A 23,835-nucleotide genomic window follows, 5' to 3' on the forward strand; every position below is an offset into this window, starting at 1 on the left:
CGTCATGAACAAACAAAAACCAGATTTATCCTACTTTGCTTTACGACTGAAAGAGTTTCTGTCTGTAAGCTTTCCCGAGAAATCAAATGATTTTAGATTCATCACTATGCGATCAAAACTTGCAGAAAGCGCATATGAAAATGCATTTAAAGAAGGTCATTCTAACTCCTATTGCACTGAGGTTTCAGAATCTATTTTATTTGAAGAATTAATTTTCTCGAAATATGATCTCCTTTTTAATGTTATCTGCAATGAATTCAGTCTGGTAATAGATGATGAGGATATCCGACCATTAGCACTACAGATGTTGTCCGAATGCGAATCTGTTTTTTCAGGATATGATTTTAATGAAAATTTTGAGGACAGCTCAGATTATGATGTACTGTATACAGAACTGACCGGAAGTATACAAATTTGGATTGAGGATCATGGGCTTCAATAAACATCGTCATTTAGAGGACAATCTGGAAGCTTTGCGTCTGGTTTTTAGCTTGGAGAAGGAAAAACGCAGAGCAACAGCATCTGAAGTTGAAGTTTTAAAACGATACTCAGGTTTTGGAGGATTAAAATTCGTGCTTAATTCTGCTACCACGAAAGATGCTGAAAGATATTGGACGAAATCAGAATTACCTTTTTTACCACTTACAAAAAATCTTCATCAACTTCTGCAGGAATATTCAACCAGTGAAAAGGAATATATCCGTCTCGTAGACAGTCTGCGAAATTCTGTTTTGACGGCTTTTTATACTCCTCCTCAATTGATCAATAGTATTGCTGATATTATACACGGTGAAGGAATTTTATTTCAAAAATTTTTAGAACCCTCAGCAGGTACCGGTGCTTTTATCAGGTCCTTTACAGCTAACTATGACAGTGTTCCATTTTCTCAATCTGGCACGATCCCTTTGAACCATTCTCTAAAGATTACTGCTTACGAAAAAGATATCCTGACAGGTAAGATTTTGAAACAACTTTACCCTGAAAGTCAGATTAACATAGAAGGTTTTGAAGACATACCAGAGCATCATCAGGAAACTTTTGATCTTGTAGCCAGCAATATTCCTTTTGGCGACAACTCTGTATTTGATCTGTCCTATTTAAAAGGTCGGGATTCAGCTCGTGTACAGTCAGCAAGAGCAATTCATAATTATTTTTTCATGAAGGGTTCTGACATGTTACGGGATGGAGGACTCCAAATATACATCACCTCGCAAGGTGTATTGAACAGTCCAAAAAATGAGTTGATACGGGCAGCATTAATGAGAGAAAATAATCTGATTTCAGCAATTCGGCTGCCCAATAATTTATTCAGTGATCATTCAGGAACTGACGTAGGCAGCGATTTGGTTATACTTCAGAAGAATAAACAAAAAACACAGCTTTCAGACTTTGAAACGCTTTTCGTGCAAAGTCAAACCACCTCAGAAAATGGTTCGGTCAACATCCTTTTTCAGGATCGAAAGCGTGTTGTTCATACATCCTTCAAGGAGGGTACGGATATGTACGGAAAGCCAGCCATAGTTTATCACCATGCTGGTGGACTGGAAGGAATTTCCAATGATGTAAAGAATATTCTTACCGAGGACTTATCAATCAACTTTGATAGGAAATTATATGATTCCATCCCTAAGATCAATTCTTATCATCAAATAAAAACTGAGACTTCGAAATTCAGCAATGAAATGTTTGCAAGTTCAACGCCGTTAAAAACTTCTTCCACCCCGGCTGATAAGTCACTCACTGATGTTCAGTTGAGTCTGTTCACGTGGTTTGAGTCAGAAGAAGCCCCAACATCTGCAAACCCAATTACCGCAAAAAAGAATAATCAGTTACAAACCAAAAATACTGCTTACAATAGCAAAGATATCAACCGATCAGACAAAAGGAGAAGGGGTTATCATGCTGCAAGACAGCTGGAATTATTCAATCTGCCTGATGAGCTTGACATCAAGAAAGAAAACGATCAGGATCTTTTTATAAATCAGGAAGCTGCTAATAAAAGCTTTACTCAGCTACAAGATTCAGAAAACTTCGAACCGCATGAATTTACAGAAAAACTGCATCCTTTCTACCGAAATGAATGTTTAGTCATAACTGACGACAAAGTCGGATATCTTAAAGGCTTTGACAGCGGGAATAACACAGTCTATTTTCATCCATTACAACTTCCAATGAAACAGAAATTGAGAACTGAGCAATATATCAAAGTTCGCGATGCTTATCATCAGCTGTATCAGCGAGAATCCGAGACGCAGGTTGAGCACAAAGAACTAAGGGATATTTTGAATAGGCATTATGATGATTTTATCAGACAATTCGGTCATTTAAATACAGGTGAAAATATCAAATTAATTAAGACCGACAGCGCTGGAAAAGAAGTTCCTTACCTGGAGAGAGCAGTTGGTGGAATAGTACATAAAGCAGACCTATTCTACAGACCTGTTTCTTTTTCGGAGATACAGACCACCGTAGAAAATCCGGACGAAGCGCTGGCTGCATCATTAAACAAAACCGGAACTGTAGATCTCGATTTTATGTCTCAAATCAGCGGGTTAAGTAATGAACACCTCAAAGACTCTTTGAAAGACCGGTTATTTTTAAACCCTCTGACAAAACAATATGAGATTGCCGAGCGTTGGATTTCAGGAAATGTGATAGAAAAAACATTCGAAATTGATCAATACGTTTCCAATCATCCGCAGGACAGCGAGGCAAAACGAAGTTTAGAAGTTTTAAAAGATTCCCATCCCAAGAGAATTGAATTTGAAGAACTGGATTTCAACCTGGGTGAGCGGTGGATTCCTATTGGTATTTATAATCATTTTGCTTCCCATCTTTTTGATACCGAGGTGCGAATTACCTATTCTGAGAGTTCAGATGATTTCTCAGTGAAATGCGATCATAAAAATATAATCATTAATGATAAGTACGCTGTAAAATCTGAAAGCAGGACATTTGACGGTGTTGCACTGCTAAAAAATGCCTTGGTTAATACGACCCCAGATATCACCAAAAAAATTTATATTGATGATAGGGAAGTAAAAGTTCGTGATATGGAAGCAATACAGATGGCTAATGCAAAGATCGATGAAATCCGTAAAGCTTTTACAGATTATTTATATGCTCAGAACGATGAATTTAAATCCAGGTTAACAGACCAGTACAACAATACCTTTAATTGTTTTATCCGACCACAATATAGCGGGAGCCATCAGCAGTTTCCGGGTCTTGACAGAAAAGCATTGGGAATTGACGATCTGTACTCCAGTCAGAAAGATGCGGTATGGATGATCAAGCTTAACGGAGGTGCGATCTGTGACCATGAAGTCGGGGCAGGGAAGACATTGATTATGTGTACTGCAGCCCAAGAGATGAAACGCTTAGGACTTGCCCGTAAACCTATGATTATTGGATTAAAGGCTAATGTTCATGAAATCGCAGAAACCTACCGTACTGCGTACCCGTCTGCAAAATTATTATATCCCGGAAAAGAAGATTTTACTCCCCAAAAAAGGTTGCGCATGTTTGGAGATATTAAAAATAATGACTGGGACTGCATCATTCTAACGCATGACCAGTTCGGAATGATTCCCCAGTCTCCGGAACTGCAAAAAGAGATTTTAGAAAACGAACTTAAAAGCGTTGAACAGAATTTGTCAGCTTTGGAAGCTCAGGGAAGAGAGATCTCCAGAGCCATGCTCAAAGGGGTGCTGGTAAGAAAACAGAATCTGGAAGTCAAATTGAAGACATTAGCCCATGATATTGACAACAGAAAGGACGAAGTGGTTGATTTTAAAATGATGGGCATTGATCATCTGTTGGTTGATGAGAGTCATCGATTCAAAAACCTGATGTTCAATACACGGCACGACCGGATTGCCGGATTGGGCAATATGCAGGGAAGCCAAAAGGCGATGAACCTGCTTTTTGCAATCCGTACCATACAGGAACGTACCGGAAAAGATATGGGTGCAACGTTTCTTTCGGGTACTACCATCAGCAACTCTTTAACGGAACTGTATTTACTTTTTAAATATCTTCGTCCAAAAGCTCTGGAAAAACAGGGCATCAACTGCTTTGACGCATGGGCAGCCATCTACGCGCGTAAAACCACTGATTATGAATTTTCAGTAGCCAATAATATTGTCCAGAAAGAACGGTTTCGGTATTTCATCAAAGTTCCTGAACTGGCACAGTTCTATTCAGAAATTACAGATTACCGGACTGCAAGGGATATTGGGATAGACAGACCAGAAAAAAATGAAATCCTGCATCATATTCCACCCACTCCCGATCAGGAAAAATTTATCAAAAATTTAATGGAGTTTGCAAAATCCGGCAATGCGGTTCTTTTAGGCAGGGAGCCACTCTCACCATCAGAGGAAAAAGCAAAAATGTTGATCGCAACCGACTATGCAAGAAAAATGTCACTGGATATGCGGATGATCAGTGACGACTATTCAGATCATCCTGACAGTAAAGCTTCTCAGTGTGCAAAAATAATCTCTGACTACTACCATCGGTTCAATGCTCAGAAAGGTACTCAATTTGTGTTTTCAGATCTGGGAACCTATAAACCGAATCTGTGGAATGTCTATTCAGAGATAAGAAGAAAACTGAAAGATGATTACGGCATCCCACCCGGCGAAATCAGATTTATACAGGAAGCAAAAAACGATAAGCAGAGAAAAGATATTATTAACTCGATGAATGAAGGCAGAGTTCGAATATTATTCGGCTCAACAGATATGCTGGGAACGGGAGTCAACGCTCAAAAAAGAGCAGTAGCCATTCATCATCTTGATACCCCTTGGAGACCCAGCGATCTGGCTCAGAGAGACGGCAGAGCAATACGCAAGGGCAATGAGGTTGCCAAACATTTTGCGGCTAATAAAGTAGATGTGATTATTTATGCTGTGGATAAATCTTTGGACAGTTATAAATTTAATCTTTTGTATAATAAACAGCTGTTCATCGATCAGCTAAAGAACAACAGTTTAAATAAACGCACTATTGATGAAGGAAGTATGGATGAAAAGTCAGGAATGAACTTTTCGGAATATGTTGCAATATTATCCGGAAATACCGATCTTTTGGAAAAAGCCAAACTGGAAAAGATGATTCACGGTTTGGAAAGTGAACGACATTCTTTTAATCGTTCCAGGATGAGTTCCAGACACAAACTCGAAGATCTCTCAGCATCGTTAGAAAGTTCCAGCTCAAAATTACATAGAATGAAAACTGACCGCGACAATCTGCAGAAAAGAATCCAGCATACAGCAGACGGAAATATTGCCAATCCTGTTCAACTGATAGGTCTTCGTGGCAATGCAGATTTAAAATCCATAGGTGTGAAACTAAATGAAATTTCTTCAAAGGCGAGGACGACAGGGCAGTATCAGGAGATTGGAGATCTCTATGGTTTCAGGTTATTGGTCAAAACAGAAATCTCTGAAAAGGAGGGAATTGACATTAAAATAAACCGTTTTTTTATCACTGGTGAAGGCAATATCAAATACTCCCATAATAATGGTCTGATTGCTTCCGATCCCAAACTTGCATCAATGAATTTTCTAAATGCATTGGAAAAACTTCCCGCACTCATCCAGCATGAAGAGAAAAAAGTAATTCAGTTGAATTCCGACATTCCTATTCTTAAAGAGATTGTCAACAGCATTTGGCAGAAAGAAACTTTGTTAACGAATTATAAAAATGACTTAGCTACGATAGAACGGAAGATTCAGTTGACCCTGACAGATCATTCAAAAGCTCAAAACTCTGAAGAAACCAGCGAAAAATTACAAAAATTTACGGATACAAAACCACCTAGTATTAAGATCAACTAGTGTATACATCTGCACAAATCTCACACTTTAAGCAAAAATCAGTTGTAGGTTTAAGCTTGTTTTTTCAAATTGTTAAATATTTGATGGTGAGTACATTGTAAGCAGTAAATTAATAGTTCGGCTTCGGGCTAGCTGTCATATTAAGAAGTGGCTTTGCATACATCAGAAGAAAATTATTTTTCAAAGCCGTGTCCGACTTGTCTATCCTGGATTCCAGACGACTCAAAAAAAAGTTTTTTTCTTCCTCAGTGTACTTTGATGAGCTTGATATTTTTCCTTCAAGCAAATCTTTCGCTATAAATTGTGACGGCCAAAGTTTGTAGTTTTTAAGAATTGAGTGATCTATGATTTTTGCTATTGACTGGAGTTGCTGATTTTTATTCTGTGAAGCTGGAAGTAAGTCTAATTCATGATCAAGAACTTCTCCTGCGTGCAGATGTATTCTCTTTTTCTGTCCCAGGACTCCCTGCAGTATTGATGTAAAGTCTTCGTTATCCGCCTTTATGTATTTTTCATTTTTTGACTGTGCAATTAACTGTGGCATTTTTAGTACATCGGTAGGATCCAACTCGTATGAAATGGATACAGGCACAATTTTCAGTTTTTTAAAGAAGCTGTAAAGTGGTTCTTTGTCTGCGTTCAAAGCCAACATCTTTAATACTCCCGGATTCGTTCGGTCGTCACCGTCTTTGGTGCGCCCTTCCTTCTGTGCAATCCAAACAGAACGGTTATCCTCTTTGAGAAGTTTACAGATATATTGCGAAAGCAACGTTGAACTCTCAAGCTGGCTTCTTACGGGTAAACCTCTCCTAACCAAAAAATTCCGGTTCAGTTTTGCAATTTTCTGAAGAAAATCTTTTTTAACAAGGTTGTCACCTATCGCTGAAGATGTCATTATGCAACCTGAGTCCATCAATGCTAAATTGAGAAGACATGTATCAAGTACAATATCTCTGTGATTGGAAATGTAGAGGTATGATGTGTTCTTATCCAGTTTCTCAAATCCTGAAGTGGTAAAATCCTCACAACTTTCTTTTAGTATTTGTCTGATGGTTTTGGATATGAACTGATGCTGAAAATCGTGTACGGTATTTATTTTTTTAAATTCTTCCAGCCAGAAGCATTCTTTAGACTCAGGAAAAGTGAACTGCATTAAGGAATTCATCATCGGATGATCAGCGATAGTTTTTAATGCGTCATTAACTTCATTATCATAGTAGGATCTGATTGCATCGAACTGGTTCATTACATTATTATTTGGAGTTTGGAATAAGTAAATTTTCTTATTTTGATAATCTGCCAAGCAAAACGCTGACCAAAAAAATATTGTGTAGTGATAAAAAATATTGAAGACAAGAGGAAAAGTAACATCAGATATCTATCCCCATTAAAGAAACCCGATCAGACTGACAATAATCCATTGTGAAGTGCCTGAAACTCAAAAATAAATACTGAGAAGAGCCAAGAAAACTGCTAACTAAAATCTGAACATAAGGAAAACAAAAGTCCGTTCTAAAATTGTAAAAACGGACTATTAACTTTGGGATCAGTTAGTGTATTAACTCTAATCACCCTTTTTGTGCTTATGCTTCTTCAGTGAAGGAACATTGTTAAGGAGATTTCTTATTATTTCTCTGCCGCTTATTCATATTTTTTTACACTGTCTAATGTAACCGGCAGTTGCTTTTTCTTTAAGTCTAAAGCTTAAGCTACATCATAAAGTCTTACAAAATTTCCATTTAAAGTATTATAATATAATACTTCAAATGTTTACTGACTGATTGAATTATCTAAATGAAGCTGAAATTTCTTTTGGTGATATATACAAAAAAGATTTTTTTAAGTTGTATTCGGTGCTATTGTCAGTCTTGAGGGATAATTTTTATGTATATATAAATTGTTTAAAGTTTAATATCTGATGTTTATTTTTGTTAAATTTTCTAATGTACTTCTTCGAAAATATTTATGAATTCTGTAGATGCAATAATCAGATTCTTAAACTATCTTAAGGTTTTTTCTTAATATAGTTTAAGATAGTTATTTAAGAATTACTATGAAATTTGCATTGTACTCTATTTATAATTTTTGAATATTATCGGTTCTAACACTTCTTATTTCAATTCCTTTTAATTCTATAGCAGATTAAAAGCAAATGAAAAGCAAATGAAAATTTGCATCAGTTAATTTCTGTTTATATCAGAAAATGCAGAGTACTTGTATGGTTTGATTATGATTGATAAAAGATTAATTCCGCTGGCTTTGGGCGGATTGAGTTTGGGAACAACAGAATTTGCAATGATGAGTCTGGTTCCTGATGTAGCGGGTTCACTCAGAATCACTATAGCAGGAGCAGGCAACTTTATTTCAGCCTATGCGCTCGGTGTAGTAATTGGTGCACCAATACTAATTACAGGATCGCTTAAGTTTCCACCAAAAAAAGCGCTGATGATATTTATGTTGATGATCATAATATTTAACCTGTTTTCTGCTTTTTCATATAATTACGCTATGATGCTTGCGATACGTTTTCTAGCTGGCTTGCCTCATGGTGCTTTTTTTGGTGTTGGTACTGTGGTAGCTGCTCAAATGGCTGTAGAAGGTAAAGAAGCTAAGAATATTGCCATTATCTTTTCGGGTTTAACTATTGCCAATCTCGCTATGGTACCTTTTTGTCACTTTTGTGGGACATTCATACAGGTGGGAACTTGCATTTGTTATAATTTCAGTAATAGGCATGATCTCCCTGATTTTTATTTTTCTATGGATTCCTGATATCGAAGTGAAGAACAATTTAAATATTCGCGAGGAATTTAGATTTTTGAGGAAAACAAAAATCTGGATTATTCTGGCCATATGTGCATTTGGATTTGGAGGTTTGTTTGCCTGGCTTAGTTATATTGCTCCATTAATGACTTCTATTTCTGGATTTTCCTCGGGCAGTATAGCATATGTAATGATATTGGTTGGCCTTGGAATGGTTATAGGAAACTTTGTTGGAAGTGCTTTAACAGATCGTTTCGGTGACCGTAAAACAATAGTCATTATTTTAGCGTCGATGGCCATTATCTTATTCAGTATTTATCTATTTTCTTCCGTGAAGGCTATCTCTCTTGCTTGCGCTTTTTTATGTGGAGCCTTTTCTATGGCTGGTGCCGCCCCGATCAGTTTACTTATTATGAATGCTGCTCCGGAATCTAAAATGATGGGAAGTGCATTCATACAGTCTGCCGTTAATATTGCAAATTCAGCTGGTGCTTATCTTGGAGGGATTCCTTTAACGTTAGGGTTTTCTTATCAGTATCCAGCTTTGGTGGGTGCAATATTAGCTTTCATAGGTTTTCTTACAACCGTATCTTTCTATAGAAAATTGCACGGGTAATCAGATTGATGTTTGATATAAGATTATTAGCAAAGATGCCAGATATTTATAAAGTTAAATTTACTTGAAGACCAGGTCTTCTGTTCTGTTTTCTATGACAGTAAATGAAATCTTCAATTTTCTTAAACTAGTTCAATATTATTTATTGTTATTGTTTATTGTTATTAGTTTGGAAATCATTGCAATTTTGTCTTGTGATAATTTCTGGATCACAGATTATTTCTAACAACTGTAAATTTAAAAATTATGTCAAACGAACATGAAATCATCATCAGCCGAATAAATGATTATGCTGATATATTAAATCGTAGAAAAACGGAAGGGATCGGAGAGCTCTACGCAGAAGATGCCGTCTTCATACCAGACAATTACAAAACCATTTCTGCACTTGAGTTAAAAAAAAATAAAAGTAAAAGTATTCTGACTAGTAATGAATTTAAAATTCAATATTCAGAGGAAGATGTTTTGATCGATGGCAACTTTGCATTTGTTACAGCTGTGGCAAAAACATCTGAAAAAAACAAACAGACAGATCAAACGGTTTTAAAAAGCAGTAAAGACTTTTTTGTATTTAAAAAAGTTGATGGACAGTGGAAAATATTCCGATATTTATTCAATAACGTAAACATTATAACTGCGTAATATTTATGAAAGCAATTGTTTTATACAGAGCGGGTGGTCCCGAACATTTGTGTCTTGAGGAAAGGGTAATACCTTCTCCTCAGAAAGATCATGTCCTTGTTAAAATAAAAGCTTTTGGATTGAATCGGTCAGAAATAATGACGAGAAAAGGCTATTCTGAGAGTGTTCATTTCCCCAGAATTCTAGGAATCGAATGTGTAGGCGAAATCGTTGAAGATCCGTCAGGCGAATTTGCCACAGGTCAGAAAGTAGCTGCTTTTATGGGCGGAATGGGACGTGATTATGATGGAAGCTATGCCGAATTTGCAGTTTTACCGAAATCAATCATCAGTTCTTTCGAAAGTGATTTGCCCTGGTCAGTTCTTGGTGCTTTACCAGAGATGTTTCAAACTGTTTACGGGTCTCTTCATGTAGCACTTAAGATCAAAAAAGAGGAAACTTTACTCATCCGTGGCGGGACTTCTTCAATAGGTCTTTTGGCTGCCCAATTGGGAAGGTCAGAAGGTTTAAAAATCATCTCAACAACAAGGAATCCCAAGAAAATACATATACTTTTGGAAAATGGCGCGGATGAAGTTATGATTGATGATGGTAATTTGAGTCAAAAAATTAAAGATCGCGATTTTAAAATTAACAAAATTCTGGAGCTTATTGGAACTTCTACTCTGAAAGATTCATTGAATTCTGTCATAACGGGCGGAATTGTCTGTATGACCGGAATGCTTTCTGAACAATGGTCTATCAAAGATTTTGCGCCGATGGATTTTATTCAAACTGCTTCATATCTCACAGTATATGATTCTGGAAAAAAAAGGGTTAACGGCCTATATTTTCAGGAATTTATAAGAAAGGTTGAAGCCAACAAGATTAAACCCGTAATCAAAAAGATTTTTAAATTGGAAGAAATCGCGGAGGCCCACAGTTTTATGGAATCTAATCATAGTGGCGGTAAGATTGTTGTACTCGTCTAAAAGAATTATTATATGAAACCACAACTTGATACAGAACAATATATTGGAACAGTCACCAATGATGATTTTAGATCTGATGTTGTAGAAGGTTTAAAGAAAAGCCCAAAAAAATTACTATCTAAGTATTTTTACGATGAGGCAGGCGACAGACTTTTTCAACAGATTATGGATATGCCGGAATATTATCTTACCAACTGCGAGCTGGATATCTTCAAAAATAAAACTGAGCTCTTAGCAAAAAGTATTTTAATAGACAATGAACCTTTCGATTTGATAGAATTGGGAGCTGGCGATGCAATGAAATCCAGTTATCTGCTTGAACATTTGACCACAAAAAATATCGATTTCACCTATATGCCAATCGATATCTCTGGACATATTCTGGAAGAGTTAAATGAAAAATTCAGCAGAGATTTGCCCGAACTGCAAGTCATTACTTTGGAAGGCGATTATTTTGATATGCTCGACAGGGCAATAACTATCTCACAAAGACGAAAAGTAGTTCTTTTCTTAGGCGGAAATATTGGCAATATGGATTTAGAAGAATCCTATCATTTCTGCAGAGAACTCAGAAGAAAACTCAACCGTGGCGACATTCTCCTAATTGGTTTCGATTTGAAGAAAAATCCACAAACCATTCTCGATGCCTACAATGACGAAGCAGGAATCACGTCATCGTTCAACCTCAATCTGCTCATCAGAATGAACCGCGAACTGGAAGCTGATTTCGATGTTCTGAATTATCAGCATTACCAAACCTATGACCCGATTTCTGGCGCTTGCAAAAGTTATCTTGTGAGTCTTGCGGAGCAAAATGTACATATCGGAAACCAGATTTTTAGCTTCGAAGAAAATGAGTTGATTGATATGGAAATCTCACAGAAATTTTCTCAGGTTGACATCACCAAACTTGCACGGGATTCCAAATTTCACATTATTGATGAGATTGCTGATTCCAAAACTTGGTTTGTAGATTCTATTTGGCAAGTGCTTTAATTTTAAATTTAATTCCAATGAAAGAAAATTCCATTCTCACGATACCAAATTCCTTCACCAATTGGGCAGAGAAATATTCAGAAATTCGAAACCATTCAGTTAAAATCTGCGAGCCGTTAGAAATCGAGGATTATGTCGTTCAGCCAATCGTCGATGTAAGTCCGCCGAAATGGCATTTGGGTCACACGACCTGGTTTTTCGAGACTTTTATTTTAGAACCCAATTTTCCCGGTTATCAGGTTTTTGATGCTCAGTATAACTTTGTTTTCAACAGCTACTATGAAACGATTGGCGCAAGAGTTATCCGTACCGACAGAGGGAATTTGAGCCGTCCTTCCGTTTCTGATATTTATAAATACAGAAAATATGTTGATGAGCAAATGACTGCATTTCTCCAAAGCGAATATTTAACAGAAGAAATCAAACCTTTACTCGAACTCGGCCTCAATCACGAGCAGCAACACCAGGAATTATTATTGACAGATATCAAATATATTTTAGGACATAATCCACTTTTTCCGGCGTATAAAAATGAAGCTATTTCTAGAAAAGAATTTTCTGAAAACATTGAAATGATTCACTTTGATGAAGGAGTTTATCAAATCGGTTTTCAAGGAGAAGGTTTCAGTTTTGATAATGAGTTGGGAAGACATAGAGTGTATCTTAATGATTTTGAAATTGCTGACCGCTTAGTTTCTAACCTAGAATATTTAGAATTTATGGAAGCTGGAGGCTATAAAAATTTCAGACATTGGCACGCTGAAGGCTGGGATTGGGTGAAACAGAATGAAGTTAAATCTCCTCTGTACTGGCAATTGACTGATGGGCAATGGATGAATTACACTTTAAAGGGACTTCAGAAATTAGATTTAAATGATGCCGTTTGTCACATCAACTTTTATGAAGCTTCAGCCTTCGCCTCCTGGAAAGGAATGCGTCTGCCAACCGAAGCTGAGTGGGAAGTTGCCTCCAATCATTTTGAGTGGGGAAACCGTTGGGAGTGGACGAACTCTGCCTATCTGCCTTATCCAGGATTTAAAAAAGAAGCCGGCGCAGTAGGAGAGTACAATGGAAAATTTATGGTCAATCAAATGGTTTTGCGTGGCGCTTCAGATGCAACGCCAAGCGGACACAGCAGAAATACGTACCGCAACTTCTTTCAGACTGGCTTAAAATGGCAGTTTACCGGAATCAGACTTGCTCAGTAGCAAGCTATTTTTGTATCTAATTATTTTAGACGAAATTGAATACTTCCCACTCTTCAGTAGATTTTAAAATATAAGATATTATTTTGGCAGTTTATTCTTGCAATAATAATTAATATCAATCTTTTAGATATATACTCCTTCCATTTACACATTGATGTAGAGCTAAGATCAATGTAAATTTGTTAAGATCAAAAAAGCCGATAACAAATTATAAATCAATTCAAAAAATAGAAATTATGTCAAATTTAAAAGATCAGGTGGTATTCGTGACAGGAGCCGGAGGAGGAATAGGAAAAATTATTGCTATCGAATTTGCAAAATTGGGCGCTAATGTAGCCATTGCGGATCTGAATGAGGAATTATTGAAAACTGCAGTGAAAGATATCGAAGCGTATGGTGGTAAAGCTTTAGGAATAGTTGCTAATGTGACCGATCTGGAATCTATGAGAGAGGCACTTAAAAAAGTGGTTTCAACTTTCGGTAGATTGGATGTCGCTGTTAACAATGCAGGCGTTGTAGGTATCGGTAGCATCGAAGAAATAGAACCTGATGACTGGGATAAAATAATGTCAGTCAACAGCAAAGGTGTTTTTGTATGCACAAAAGCTGAACTTGAAATTATGAAACCTCAAGGTTCGGGCGCGATCATCAACAGTGCATCTATCGCTGGTAAAATGGGAATGGCACATCTCTCTCACTACGTAGCTTCAAAATTTGCAGTAATAGGGTTTACCAACAGTATTGCGAAAGAGGTCGCGACCACAGGCATTACAGTGAATGCTATCTGTCCCGGTATCGTAGGAACCGGAATGTGGCGTGGAGAAGGCGGTGTGGCAGACCGATGGAAACTGGAAGGTGAGACCGAAGAACAATCTTGGGAAAGAAATAAGACATCACTGATACCTCAAGGTATTGATCAAAGTCCACAAGATATTGCGGATGCTGTGATATTTATTTCTCAAGCAAAACATATGACAGGTCAAGCCATCGCAATTGATGGAGGTATGACGATGTAATTATTTAAAGTATAAGGATTCAAACATTGCAGTCGATTGACTGCAATGTTTCTTAAAACAAATAAAACGATGACTAAAGTAATCGGAATTCTTGCAGGTAGCCTGCGAAAAGAATCATTTTCAAAAAAAGTTGCAAAGACTTTGATCGAGTTTGCACCTGAAGGATTTGAATTTAAATTGATTGATCTGAATGATATTCCTGTATATAATCAGGATTTTGATGACCATAATGAAATTCCTGAAGCCATCACAAAGTTCCGAATAGAAATGTCTGCTGTGGATGGTGTCATTTTCGTCACTCCGGAATACAATAGGTCTGTTCCCGCAGTTTTGAAAAATGCAATCGATGTGGGTTCTAGACCTTATGGTAAAAGTGTTTGGGATAAAAAACCAGCTGCTATCTTCAGCAATTCGCCTGGTAATCTTTCCGCTTTTGGAGCTAATCATCATTTGAGACAAAGCCTTGTTTTTCTGAATATGCCAACTATGCAACAACCCGAAGTCTATATTGCGCACGTCAATGACCTTTTTGATAAGGAAGGAAAAATGAAGGATGGTGCAAGCAAAGACTTCATCAAAAAAGCATTGGAATCATACATCATTTGGTTCAATAAAAACGCGGAATAAGCATGCTTTCAGCATTGGTGTTAACATAGGTCAATGCGATTTCTTAAACTTGTTTATGGGTAGCTCATTATTTTTAAAGGGAAATTTGTATCATATAAATCAATTAACATTTTAATCAAGATGACACTCAGATTTTTAAAACAAAATATTCTGATTTCTTTTTTCATTTTGCTGATCTCTATGTCAGCATTTGGTCAGGAAATCAAAGGCTTGAGATATTTTATGCAGGGCAACGCCATAGCAAGTTCTATCCCTTACGGAAATAATGTATCAGCCGGACATTATGTGAAATCTGATGATGCCAAGATCTATTACGAAGTATATGGAAAAGGAAGCCCGATTGTTGTACTGCACGGTGGGATCGTGGGATCTCCTTCGGAAATGGGTCAGCTGATCGATAGTCTTTCTCAGAAACATCAGGTCATCTCCATCTCTACACGAGGTCACGGAAGATCGGAAATGGGTAACAAAATTCCGAGCTATGAGCAGAAAGCCAAAGATGTGAATGCAGTTCTTGACAAAGTGAACAAAGACAAAGTGACGATTGTAGGTTTTAGTGATGGCGCTTACACAGGTTATTTTTTTGCTGAGCAATATCCAGATAGAATTGAAAAGCTCGTAGCCATCGGAGCAGGAGAGTGGAAGAAAGGTTTCCGTGAGTTTAAGATGGATTATAAAACATTTTCCGCAATGGATGAATTGTTTTGGAAACAGCAAATGGCAATACGACCAGAACCAAAAAGGGTCGACGAATGGTTCAGTACTCTAAGCAATTATTACAGCAATCTGAATATCGATAAATACATTTTGGGACAGATCAAATGTCCGGTCTTGGTAATGGCTGGTGAAAAAGATCAGAATGCACCTTTCGAGACCGTAATTGCAGCTTACAAAATGATTCCCAATGCACAATTAGCAATTATTCCGAATGCACCACATCCTGCATTCTTAGTCAATTTCGCAGCAGTTTGGGCGGATATGAAACCTTTTTTAGATCAGAACAATTAATTTTAAATATATAAATCAAAATGGAAAACAACGTAGAACAGATCCTCGTACACCACTTAACAGCTTTCGGAAACAATGACTTGGACGCGATCTTAGAAGATTATACAGAAACTTCTGTACTTTTTACACCGAAAGGAATTGTAACAGGTTTGGATAATATCCGTCAGTTTTTTGTGGGATTTTTTGCCGTGATCCCAACAGGTTCAGCTTTCGGGATGGATCAGAAACTGATCGAGGGAAATGTCGCGTACATCCTTTGGAACAGTGATTCAGACCTAGCTCAAATTCCTGTGGGAACAGACACTTTCGTGTTTGAAGGTGATAAAATCAAATACCACACTGTAGCAGATCATAGGATTGCAAAATAAATTTAAGACCTGATGATTCGGGTCTTTTTTGTTTCTAAATAATACATTATGAAAAACGTAGTAAAGATTGCTCTGTGCATTTCGACAACAATGGTTTTGTTCAATACCAAAACGTATGCTCAGGAATATGCCGACACGACCAAGACATTAGAAGAAGGTAAAGCACCAGGCTTGAAGGTGAAATTGTTAAGCACTGTTGGCCAGACAAAAACCTATCTCCTCATTTTTGCAAAAGGTGACGAGATTGTAGCCGGACTGACGGAGTTTGTCAAGAAAAACAAGATCAAAAGTGGTCACTACACAGGTTTGGGTGATGCATTGTCTGCAAAAGCAGGTTGGTTTGATTACGATAAAAAGAAATTTAAGGTCATCCCAATCGGAGTTTCAGAGGTTTCTTCTTTTACAGGGGATATTGCCTGGTTTAATGGGAATCCGATCGCTCATACGCACTTTAGTGCTGCGATAGAAGATGGCTCGGTGAAAGGCGGGCATCTGTTGGAATTATTCTGCGGGCCGACAATGGAAATTATTTTGGTTGAGGAGCCCGTTGCACTATACAAAAAATTAGACCCTGAATTTAACGCTGCATTGATCGACCCGGATTTAAAATAAACAATATGGAATCACAATACAAATCTATCGAAACAGAAATAGAATCTGGAAAAGCACCCGGACTGAAAGTGAAACTTCTAAGTGAAGTTGGCGGTGTGAAAACCTATATGCTTGTTTTCTCGAAAGACGATGAAGTAGTTTCCGGACTTTCAGATTTTGCGAAGGAATACGACATTAAAAGTGCCCATTATCAAGGCATCGGAAGTGCATTTGAAACCGAATTGGGTTGGTTTGATTTTGACCGTCAGGAATATCTGGTGAACACTGTCGGTGTTGCTGAAGTGACCTCTATCATTGGAAATATTACCTGGTACGAAGGAAAACCGGTAGCACATACCCACACGACTGTTTCTTTAAAAAATGGAAGCGTCAAAGGTGGACATTTACTCAAAATGATTGTCGGGCCAACCATAGAAATTGTTCTGACCGCAGAACCGTCTTATCTCTATAAAAAATTAAACCCCGAGTTCAATGCAGCAGCCATCGATCCGGAATTATAAATAATAAACAAAATAAAAATCAACAATATGGAAATTACAGCAGCTATCGTAAAATCACAAGGTAGCGAATTCGAATTGGAGAAAGTAACGTTGGACGAGCCGGGTGCTGAGGAAGTGCTTGTAAAGATAGTTGCAACAGGGATCTGTCATACCGATATGGTTGCCCGAGACTTTATTATGGGTTCGCCTAATTTTCCTGTGATATTGGGTCACGAGGGAGCAGGTGTCATTGAAAAAGTTGGGAGTGATGTTCATCACCTGAAAGTTGGTGATCACGTGGTCTTAACTTATGGATTCTGTGGAGAATGTGAGATTTGCAGAACCGGAAATCCGGCGTATTGCTATGAGTTTTTCGACCGTAACTTCTCAGGAGCGGACATCGAAGGACATCACCACCACCACGATCACGAAGGAAAAGACATCAATGATAATTTCTTTTCTCAGTCTTCTTTTGCAACCTATTCTATCGCTCACAAAAACAATGTGATCCCTGTTCCGAAGGATGCGCCATTGGAAATTTTAGGACCACTGGGTTGCGGGATCCAAACTGGTGCTGGTGCTGTGATCAATACACTGAAGATTAAAGTGGGAAGTTCTATCGTGATCTCTGGAACTGGTGCTGTAGGTCTTTCTGCTGTTATGGCGGCAAAAGCGTCTTCTGCAACTGTGATTATTGCTGTAGATATCAATGATGATAGATTGGCTTTTGCAAAAGAATTGGGGGCAACGCACACGATCAATTCATTGAACGAAAATGTAAGAGAAAAAATCCGTGAGATCCTTCCAAATGGTGTGCAGTTTGCGGTGGACACAACCGGCAGAAGTGAGGTGATCAACAATTCATTGAACAGTTTGGCTCCTGTTGGGGAAATGGCGATCATCGGTGTTGCGACCAAACCATTGGAATTGGAAACGAACATTTTCCTTACTAAAGGTTACAAGATCAAATTTGTAAACCAAGGAGATAGCGTATCGGAAGAATTCATTCCTAAATTGATTAAAATGTATCTTCACGGACAGTTTCCGTTTGATAAATTAATTAAAACTTATTCTTTTGAAGACATCAATCAGGCAGTTGAAGATTCCGAAAAAGGTAGAACCATCAAAGCGGTTTTGAAGATCGGAGAATACAGCAAATAAATATAACAATTGAAAAAGCCTTACAACCCAGTAAGGTTTTTCTGTTTGTGATGAATTGTTTGAAGAGATTTCAAAATTTAAATTAGTAGTCATTTTAAATCAAAAAAATATGGATAAAGGTATTATCAAAACAGGAATTCTAACTTTTGGAAAATCAGGAAGTGCTTTTCACGCTCCGTTTTTGGAGGCTCATTCTGGCTTTGAATTAAAGGCAATCGTTGAGCGTACAAACAAAAAAGCAGAAGAAAAATATCCGGAGATCATCAGTTACGATTCTGTCGATGAATTATTCAAAGATGAATCAATCGATATGGTGGTAGTAAATTCCCCAGACCATCTGCATTTTGATCACGCAAGGTCTGCTATTCTTACAGGTAAACACGTCTTGTTGGAAAAACCTGCGACCATCTTAAGTTCAGAGATCAGAGAGCTTTATGATCTTGCTGATGCAAACTCCCGGCATCTGATGCTGTACCAGAACAGAAGATACGATACCGATTTTTTAACAGTGAAAAATGTCTTGGAAAGTGGAAGGTTGGGAACACTGAAGGAAGCTCATTTTCGATATGATTTCAATTTAACTGCCGATCAGATAGGAAAAATGCCAACGCCCGACAAAAAAGGTGGAGATATCGTTTACGGTCTCGGACCACACATTCTCGACCAGATCATCAGTCTTTTTGGCATTCCAGAGTCTAGTTACAAAACAACTTCAAAAGTAAGAAATTCGGATATCATCGATTTTTTCAGTTATATTTTTAAATTTCCAAATGAGCTAACGGTCTTTGCAAGTTCAAATCTCTCAACAGCAGATCAGGAACCAGCATTTAAATTAAGAGGAGCCAATGGAAGTTTTATTAAAAAAAGAAGCGACATTCAGGAGCAACAGCTGATCGAGGGTCTCAGTCCTCTGGATGCGAGCTATGGGGTAGAAAATAAAAGTCAGGGCATCATCGTAACATTGGATGATCAGGGAAATCACAATGAAGAATTTGTTACTACTTCAAAAAGTACATATATGAAGCTTTTTGATGATGTCTATGATCAGATTATGTATTCAAAAAATTATCCTGTAAAAAAGGAAGAGGTGATTTATCAGATCGAACTTTTGGAAAGGGAAAATGATTTTTAAGTTTATTAAACTTCCATATCAAACACTTGCTTGCGATAATTGCTGGGAGACATTCCCGAGTATTGCTTGAAGAACCGGCTGAAATGGAATTGATTTTCAAAATTGAGATGGTCAGAGATATACTTTACCGGCAAAGATCTATTATCCAGCAAAACTTTGGCTTCCAGAACAACCATCTCTGTGATAAATTGCCGAGCCGTTTTCCCTGTCTTTTTCTTAAGCAATTGTGAAAGATATTTTTCGTTAATAGAAAGCTTTTCTGAATAAAAGGTCACTTCTCTGTTGCTGAGATAAAACTCAGATAATAATTTGATAAACCTATAGATGATCGTGTTGGAGTAATCCGGGTCTGTCTCCATCTCATCGTAATAAGGTTTTACTTTTATCAGGATGGATTTGAAGATGTTTTTGATCATTTCGAAATGCAGGTCCTTATCATCGGTCCTTACCTGAAGTTTAGCTATAATCTCTATCAGGTCGAGCAGTAAGACCTGATCTTCCTCATTTATTTTTCTATGAGTAGAAAGGCCTTGCCTCAGGAAGTTGGCAACATTGAAATATTTACCCAAAATCCCAGAGCTTTTCAGAAATTCTGGTGTAAAAAGTAGAGAAATAAATTTGGTATCTTCAAAATCCCAGGTCAGTTGGCGAATGGACGATGGAGGAATGATGATGACACTATTCGCATCCAGAGCATAATCAAGTAAATTGACCTTCAAACTCAAGGTGCCATTGATTAAGAAAACCATCGAGAAATGCTCCGAACGAAATGCTCTATTCCAAAATGCCTCTGAGCTGTCTTTTGATGAATCGTAAATGATAAGATCAGAAGGTGTTGCCTGCAATCCAATGTTTTCACCGATCTCAGAAAGTTCCAGATCTTTCACTTCCAGATCCAGATTTGATTTGCGCGTCGCCAATGTTTAGTTTTTAACAAATATATAGATCTTCATCTTACTTATAGATATATTTTGCTGTCTTTTTTCTATTTGATTGGCAGTGTCGCAAGACGAACTTTGTGAATTCACATTATTCAGAAAAGATGAATAGTTAATAAAAAATAATCATTAAAAGAGAAAATGTCAGTAAATAAAACAGCCGATAAAAATAAGGTGACCGTTCAGATTTTCAGAAAAATGAAGGAAAAAGGACAGAAGATAAGTATGTTGACCGCTTACGATTATACTATGGCAAAATTGGTCGACCAGGCTGGTATTGATGCCATCCTTGTTGGAGATTCTGCTGGTAATGTGATGGCTGGTTATGAAACTACTTTGAGTGTAACACTTGATGAAATTATTTATCACGCCAAGTCTGTAAAAAGAGCGGTGAAAAATTCACTTATTGTTGTCGATATGCCATTTGGAACGTGTTCCGGCGATCCAATAGATTCCCTGCACAACGCCATCAGAATTATGAGAGAAACGGGAGCAGAAGCCCTGAAAATAGAAGGTGGAGAGGAATTGCTGCCTGACATCAGAAAAATCATTTCCGCTGGAATTCCTGTGATGGGACATCTCGGGCTGATGCCTCAGTCGGTGCATCGATATGGCGGATTCGGATTGCGTGCAAAATCTGAAATGGAAGCGCAAAAACTTAAAAATGATGCTGCACTTTTAGAGGAAGCAGGATGTTTTGCGATCACCTTGGAAAAAGTTCCGGCAGCTTTGGCAGAAGAAATCGCTTTGTCCTTAAAGATTCCGGTTATCGGGATTGGTGCAGGTCCGCAGGTTGACGGTCAGGTCTTGGTGGTTCACGATATGCTGGGATTGAATCAGGAATTCTTACCAAAGTTCGTACGCAAATATGCAGAATTGGGAGATACCGTCAAGAAAGCGGTAAATGATTATATTCTTGATGTCAAAAACAGCGATTTTCCTTCTGTCAGTGAGTCCTATGAAAATCCGACCAAAGAAGTTGTCTGATTTTAAGCAGGCCATTACTCAAAATCACAATCATTCTTCCGATAAGTGTAATTTTTGGGATGCCGTTTTTTGGAAATTTGCAGTATAATTAATTTAAAATAATTTCAAAATGAAAAAAATAAGCATTATCGCATTGGCTGGACTAGGTTTACTTCTTGCTTCTTGTAACAAAAATTCTACCCAGACGCCTTCTCAGGAACAGCAGGTTGCTGAAAAACAAGGAGATGTTTTTGCTGTTGATACAACCTCCTCTGTTGTGAACTGGAAAGCATTTCATAAAGGCGGATTTGCGCCAAGATGGGGAACACTTTCTTTATCATCAGGAGAATTGTCTTTAGCTGACGGACAGTTGAGCGCTGGAGAATTTGTCATCGATATGAAATCATTGAAAGTTGACCCGGCGTCTGTGACCGAAAAAGATAAAAACTATGCTGAATTGGAAGGGCATTTGAAAAGTGCAGACTTCTTTGATGTGGAAAAGAATGCGACTGCGGAATTTAAAGTGACCAAAGTTGAAGACTTGGCTGCGGCTACAACCGATGCCGTCGCAGGTGCTAACAAGACCATCAGTGGAAACCTGACTTTGCAAGGCAAAACCTTAAATGTATCTTTTCCTGCCAATGTACAGGTTGCTGACAAAACAGTTTCTGTGAAAGGAAAATTGACGGTGAACCGTACTGACTGGGGAATTAAATTCGGGACAAGTGAAGCAGATCCGGCAGAATGGATGATCAGCAAAGATATTGAGATCGGAGTTGATGTGAAAGCAACGAAACCTTAAAAGAATATTATCAATCTTACACTAGTTTAAGAAAAATTCTTTAACTAGTTTATTCGTACATCTTCTGTTTTTAGTGGAACTTTGAAAATTACACTTCATACAGAACATGTACGCTTTAATAATAAAAATAAAATGGATTTAAAGTTAAAAGGAAAAAAAGCTCTGGTCACAGGATCTACAGGCGGAATAGGTTTTGGGATTGCCCTGGGACTTCTTCGTGAAGGAGCCAGGGTTTATATCAATGGAAGGACAGATGAGAAAATAAATGAAGCGATTGCCAGACTGAAGAAGGAAGTTCCGGATGCAATTGTAAAAGGAATTGCTGCAGATTTCTCCAAGGTGTCTGAAGTTAATGATTTGATCGAAGCTTTGCCTGAAATTGATATTCTGGTCAACAACGTTGGTGTTTACGGCGATCAGCCTTTTGAAACAACGGAGGACGCAGAATGGCTTAACGATTTTGAAGTTAATGTCCTTAGCGGCGTAAGGTTATCACGTCATTATGCTCCTCTAATGAAAGCAAAAAATTGGGGGAGAATTATTTTTATTTCCAGTGAATCTGCCATCAATATTCCTGAAGATATGATTCTTTACGGAGTAACGAAGACGGCTTATTTAGCGTTAAGCAGAGGTCTGGCGAAATTGATGAAAGGTACCAATGTAACAGTTAATGCTATATTACCAGGTCCGACATTAGCAGAAGGAACAGAGAAAATGTTTGAAAAAATTGCCGCAGATAAAGGGATATCTGTTGAAAAGGCTCAGATAGATTTCATCAGAGAAAAAAGACCATCGTCTGTTATTGAGCGTTGGGCTACAACAGAGGAAGTTGCAAATCTTGTCGTTTATGTAGCAAGTCCGTTATCTTCAGCAACATCTGGTTCAGCATTACGCGTGGATGGTGGAGTGGTTGATAGCGCGTTTTAAATTTGGATCAATTTTTTAATTAACGTTTTTATATTTTTAAAAGACATCTGATTTTAGATGTCTTTTGATTTTTCTACTTTCAAATTTGAGTTGATTTTAAAATAATATCTTTACATATATTTAAAATTAACATTTTGGACAGAGACCTTAATTCAGAAAACCCATTGGATATATTGATCAGAAGTTTCAACGATTCATTTCCTTTAAATGAGGTAGAAGAGGCAGAGGTTAGGAGGTTTTTTAAAAAGAAAACAGTTAAAAGAAAAGGTTCTCTCCTGCAGGAAGGTGATGTATGCAGACATATTTCGTTTGTGGTTTCCGGGTGTTTCAAAATGTATGCGGTAGATTCCAGTTTTAAAGAGCACAATCTGCAATTTGCAATCGAAAATGAATGGATCGCAGATATTCAGAGTTTTTATGACGAAAAACCAAGCAGATTAACCATCGAAGCAGTTGAACCATCGGTCGTGCTTCAGATCACTCATGAAGACCTGCTTTATTTGTACGTGAATTACCATAAGTTTGACCGGAATTTCAGGATCATCAACGAAAGAAAGTTTATCAATTTTCAGGACAGGATATTGCAAAGCATCAGTTCTACGGCCGAAGAAAGATATCTCAATTTTCAAAAAGATTTTCCTGAATTAGTCAAAAGATTGCCAAATACACAAATTGCATCTTATCTGGGTATCACCTCAGAGTTTCTCAGTAAAGTGAGAAAAAATATCGTCAAGAAGAAATAAATATTCACAAATAT

22 protein-coding genes are annotated in these 23,835 nt (G+C 37.6%); 20 read left to right on the forward strand and 2 right to left on the reverse strand.

Features of this window, described 5'->3' with window-relative positions:
• The first annotated feature begins 4 nt into the window (after positions 1–4).
• Positions 5–442, forward strand: a complete 438-nt coding sequence (locus IC610_RS10280) for a DUF1896 family protein (RefSeq protein WP_191736766.1) — start codon at positions 5–7, stop codon at positions 440–442.
• On the forward strand, positions 429–5,846 hold the full coding sequence (locus IC610_RS10285) for an N-6 DNA methylase (RefSeq protein WP_191736767.1): 5,418 nt from the start codon (positions 429–431) through the stop codon (positions 5,844–5,846). Before IC610_RS10280 ends, IC610_RS10285 begins: the two co-directional genes overlap by 14 nt.
• Before the next feature lie 109 nt (positions 5,847–5,955).
• Here the strand turns inward: IC610_RS10285 and IC610_RS10290 are convergent, their stop codons facing one another.
• Entirely contained in the window at positions 5,956–7,092 is a 1,137-nt protein-coding gene (locus IC610_RS10290) for a 1-acyl-sn-glycerol-3-phosphate acyltransferase (RefSeq protein WP_191736768.1), read from the reverse strand.
• A gap of 983 nt (positions 7,093–8,075) precedes the next feature.
• On the opposite strand from IC610_RS10290, the gene IC610_RS19990 reads away from it, so the two are divergent.
• The 14 genes from IC610_RS19990 to IC610_RS10355 all read left to right on the forward strand — a co-directional run bounded on the left by IC610_RS19990 (position 8,076) and on the right by IC610_RS10355 (position 19,445).
• On the forward strand, positions 8,076–8,618 hold the full coding sequence (locus IC610_RS19990) for an MFS transporter (protein ID WP_228462900.1): 543 nt from the start codon (positions 8,076–8,078) through the stop codon (positions 8,616–8,618).
• On the forward strand, positions 8,581–9,225 hold the full coding sequence (locus IC610_RS19995) for an MFS transporter (RefSeq protein WP_228462901.1): 645 nt from the start codon (positions 8,581–8,583) through the stop codon (positions 9,223–9,225). Before IC610_RS19990 ends, IC610_RS19995 begins: the two co-directional genes overlap by 38 nt.
• A 246-nt stretch (positions 9,226–9,471) precedes the next feature.
• Entirely contained in the window at positions 9,472–9,867 is a 396-nt protein-coding gene (locus IC610_RS10300) for a nuclear transport factor 2 family protein (protein WP_191736769.1), read from the forward strand.
• Between the two features lie 5 nt (positions 9,868–9,872).
• Entirely contained in the window at positions 9,873–10,838 is a 966-nt protein-coding gene (locus tag IC610_RS10305; protein ID WP_191736770.1) for a zinc-binding alcohol dehydrogenase family protein, read from the forward strand.
• 12 nt (positions 10,839–10,850) lie between these two features.
• Positions 10,851–11,834 carry an L-histidine N(alpha)-methyltransferase gene (locus IC610_RS10310; protein ID WP_191736771.1) on the forward strand — a complete coding sequence of 328 codons (984 nt, stop codon included), beginning with the start codon at positions 10,851–10,853 and terminating at the stop codon, positions 11,832–11,834.
• Positions 11,835–11,851: 17 nt separating this feature from the next.
• Entirely contained in the window at positions 11,852–13,042 is a 1,191-nt protein-coding gene (gene egtB, locus IC610_RS10315) for an ergothioneine biosynthesis protein EgtB (protein WP_191736772.1), read from the forward strand.
• Between the two features lie 236 nt (positions 13,043–13,278).
• A complete protein-coding gene (locus IC610_RS10320; RefSeq protein WP_191736773.1) occupies positions 13,279–14,058 on the forward strand; it encodes an SDR family NAD(P)-dependent oxidoreductase in 780 nt (259 codons plus the stop codon).
• 69 nt (positions 14,059–14,127) lie between these two features.
• Positions 14,128–14,685 carry an NADPH-dependent FMN reductase gene (locus IC610_RS10325; protein ID WP_191736774.1) on the forward strand — a complete coding sequence of 186 codons (558 nt, stop codon included), beginning with the start codon at positions 14,128–14,130 and terminating at the stop codon, positions 14,683–14,685.
• Positions 14,686–14,805: 120 nt separating this feature from the next.
• On the forward strand, positions 14,806–15,693 hold the full coding sequence (locus tag IC610_RS10330; protein ID WP_191736775.1) for an alpha/beta fold hydrolase: 888 nt from the start codon (positions 14,806–14,808) through the stop codon (positions 15,691–15,693).
• A 20-nt stretch (positions 15,694–15,713) separates the two neighbouring features.
• Entirely contained in the window at positions 15,714–16,061 is a 348-nt protein-coding gene (locus IC610_RS10335) for a nuclear transport factor 2 family protein (RefSeq protein WP_191736776.1), read from the forward strand.
• Between the two features lie 48 nt (positions 16,062–16,109).
• Entirely contained in the window at positions 16,110–16,673 is a 564-nt protein-coding gene (locus IC610_RS10340) for a PPC domain-containing DNA-binding protein (RefSeq protein ID WP_191736777.1), read from the forward strand.
• Between the two features lie 5 nt (positions 16,674–16,678).
• The gene (locus IC610_RS10345) at positions 16,679–17,173 is read left to right on the forward strand and encodes a PPC domain-containing DNA-binding protein (protein ID WP_191736778.1); all 495 of its coding nucleotides are present in this window, start codon (positions 16,679–16,681) and stop codon (positions 17,171–17,173) included.
• A gap of 27 nt (positions 17,174–17,200) precedes the next feature.
• Positions 17,201–18,313, forward strand: a complete 1,113-nt coding sequence (locus IC610_RS10350) for an NAD(P)-dependent alcohol dehydrogenase (protein WP_191736779.1) — start codon at positions 17,201–17,203, stop codon at positions 18,311–18,313.
• 109 nt (positions 18,314–18,422) lie between these two features.
• Positions 18,423–19,445 carry a Gfo/Idh/MocA family oxidoreductase gene (locus IC610_RS10355; RefSeq protein WP_191736780.1) on the forward strand — a complete coding sequence of 341 codons (1,023 nt, stop codon included), beginning with the start codon at positions 18,423–18,425 and terminating at the stop codon, positions 19,443–19,445.
• 5 nt (positions 19,446–19,450) lie between these two features.
• Here IC610_RS10355 and IC610_RS10360 read toward each other — a convergent pair whose 3' ends face one another.
• Positions 19,451–20,365 (reverse strand): helix-turn-helix domain-containing protein, encoded by a 915-nt coding sequence (locus tag IC610_RS10360; protein WP_191736781.1) that lies wholly within the window; start codon positions 20,363–20,365, stop codon positions 19,451–19,453.
• A 159-nt stretch (positions 20,366–20,524) separates the two neighbouring features.
• On the opposite strand from IC610_RS10360, the gene panB reads away from it, so the two are divergent.
• The 4 genes from panB to IC610_RS10380 all read left to right on the forward strand — a co-directional run bounded on the left by panB (position 20,525) and on the right by IC610_RS10380 (position 23,821).
• On the forward strand, positions 20,525–21,370 hold the full coding sequence (gene panB / locus IC610_RS10365; protein ID WP_191736782.1) for a 3-methyl-2-oxobutanoate hydroxymethyltransferase: 846 nt from the start codon (positions 20,525–20,527) through the stop codon (positions 21,368–21,370).
• Positions 21,371–21,479: 109 nt separating this feature from the next.
• The gene (locus tag IC610_RS10370) at positions 21,480–22,151 is read left to right on the forward strand and encodes a YceI family protein (RefSeq protein WP_191736783.1); all 672 of its coding nucleotides are present in this window, start codon (positions 21,480–21,482) and stop codon (positions 22,149–22,151) included.
• Between the two features lie 132 nt (positions 22,152–22,283).
• A complete protein-coding gene (locus tag IC610_RS10375) occupies positions 22,284–23,078 on the forward strand; it encodes an SDR family NAD(P)-dependent oxidoreductase (protein WP_191736784.1) in 795 nt (264 codons plus the stop codon).
• Between the two features lie 134 nt (positions 23,079–23,212).
• Entirely contained in the window at positions 23,213–23,821 is a 609-nt protein-coding gene (locus tag IC610_RS10380; RefSeq protein WP_228462902.1) for a Crp/Fnr family transcriptional regulator, read from the forward strand.
• Positions 23,822–23,835: the final 14 nt, after the last annotated feature.

This window comes from Chryseobacterium caseinilyticum, from assembly GCF_014837145.1.
GTDB lineage: Bacteria > Bacteroidota > Bacteroidia > Flavobacteriales > Weeksellaceae > Chryseobacterium > Chryseobacterium caseinilyticum.

Bases quoted from the DNA above. Each gene is read 5' to 3' on its own strand.
- IC610_RS10375 (WP_191736784.1), top strand. From the start codon at position 22,284: ATGGATTTAAAGTTAAAAGGAAAAAAAGCTCTGGTCACAGGATCTACA.
- panB (WP_191736782.1), top strand. From the start codon at position 20,525: ATGTCAGTAAATAAAACAGCCGATAAAAATAAGGTGACCGTTCAGATT.
- IC610_RS10355 (WP_191736780.1), top strand. From the start codon at position 18,423: ATGGATAAAGGTATTATCAAAACAGGAATTCTAACTTTTGGAAAATCA.
- IC610_RS19995 (WP_228462901.1), top strand. From the start codon at position 8,581: ATGATCTCCCTGATTTTTATTTTTCTATGGATTCCTGATATCGAAGTG.
- IC610_RS10345 (WP_191736778.1), top strand. From the start codon at position 16,679: ATGGAATCACAATACAAATCTATCGAAACAGAAATAGAATCTGGAAAA.
- IC610_RS10280 (WP_191736766.1), top strand. From the start codon at position 5: ATGAACAAACAAAAACCAGATTTATCCTACTTTGCTTTACGACTGAAA.
- IC610_RS10285 (WP_191736767.1), top strand. From the start codon at position 429: ATGGGCTTCAATAAACATCGTCATTTAGAGGACAATCTGGAAGCTTTG.
- IC610_RS10335 (WP_191736776.1), top strand. From the start codon at position 15,714: ATGGAAAACAACGTAGAACAGATCCTCGTACACCACTTAACAGCTTTC.
- IC610_RS10350 (WP_191736779.1), top strand. From the start codon at position 17,201: ATGGAAATTACAGCAGCTATCGTAAAATCACAAGGTAGCGAATTCGAA.
- IC610_RS10310 (WP_191736771.1), top strand. From the start codon at position 10,851: ATGAAACCACAACTTGATACAGAACAATATATTGGAACAGTCACCAAT.
- IC610_RS19990 (WP_228462900.1), top strand. From the start codon at position 8,076: ATGATTGATAAAAGATTAATTCCGCTGGCTTTGGGCGGATTGAGTTTG.
- IC610_RS10300 (WP_191736769.1), top strand. From the start codon at position 9,472: ATGTCAAACGAACATGAAATCATCATCAGCCGAATAAATGATTATGCT.
- IC610_RS10320 (WP_191736773.1), top strand. From the start codon at position 13,279: ATGTCAAATTTAAAAGATCAGGTGGTATTCGTGACAGGAGCCGGAGGA.
- egtB (WP_191736772.1), top strand. From the start codon at position 11,852: ATGAAAGAAAATTCCATTCTCACGATACCAAATTCCTTCACCAATTGG.
- IC610_RS10330 (WP_191736775.1), top strand. From the start codon at position 14,806: ATGACACTCAGATTTTTAAAACAAAATATTCTGATTTCTTTTTTCATT.
- IC610_RS10340 (WP_191736777.1), top strand. From the start codon at position 16,110: ATGAAAAACGTAGTAAAGATTGCTCTGTGCATTTCGACAACAATGGTT.
- IC610_RS10325 (WP_191736774.1), top strand. From the start codon at position 14,128: ATGACTAAAGTAATCGGAATTCTTGCAGGTAGCCTGCGAAAAGAATCA.
- IC610_RS10305 (WP_191736770.1), top strand. From the start codon at position 9,873: ATGAAAGCAATTGTTTTATACAGAGCGGGTGGTCCCGAACATTTGTGT.
- IC610_RS10370 (WP_191736783.1), top strand. From the start codon at position 21,480: ATGAAAAAAATAAGCATTATCGCATTGGCTGGACTAGGTTTACTTCTT.
- IC610_RS10290 (WP_191736768.1), bottom strand. From the start codon at position 7,092: ATGAACCAGTTCGATGCAATCAGATCCTACTATGATAATGAAGTTAAT.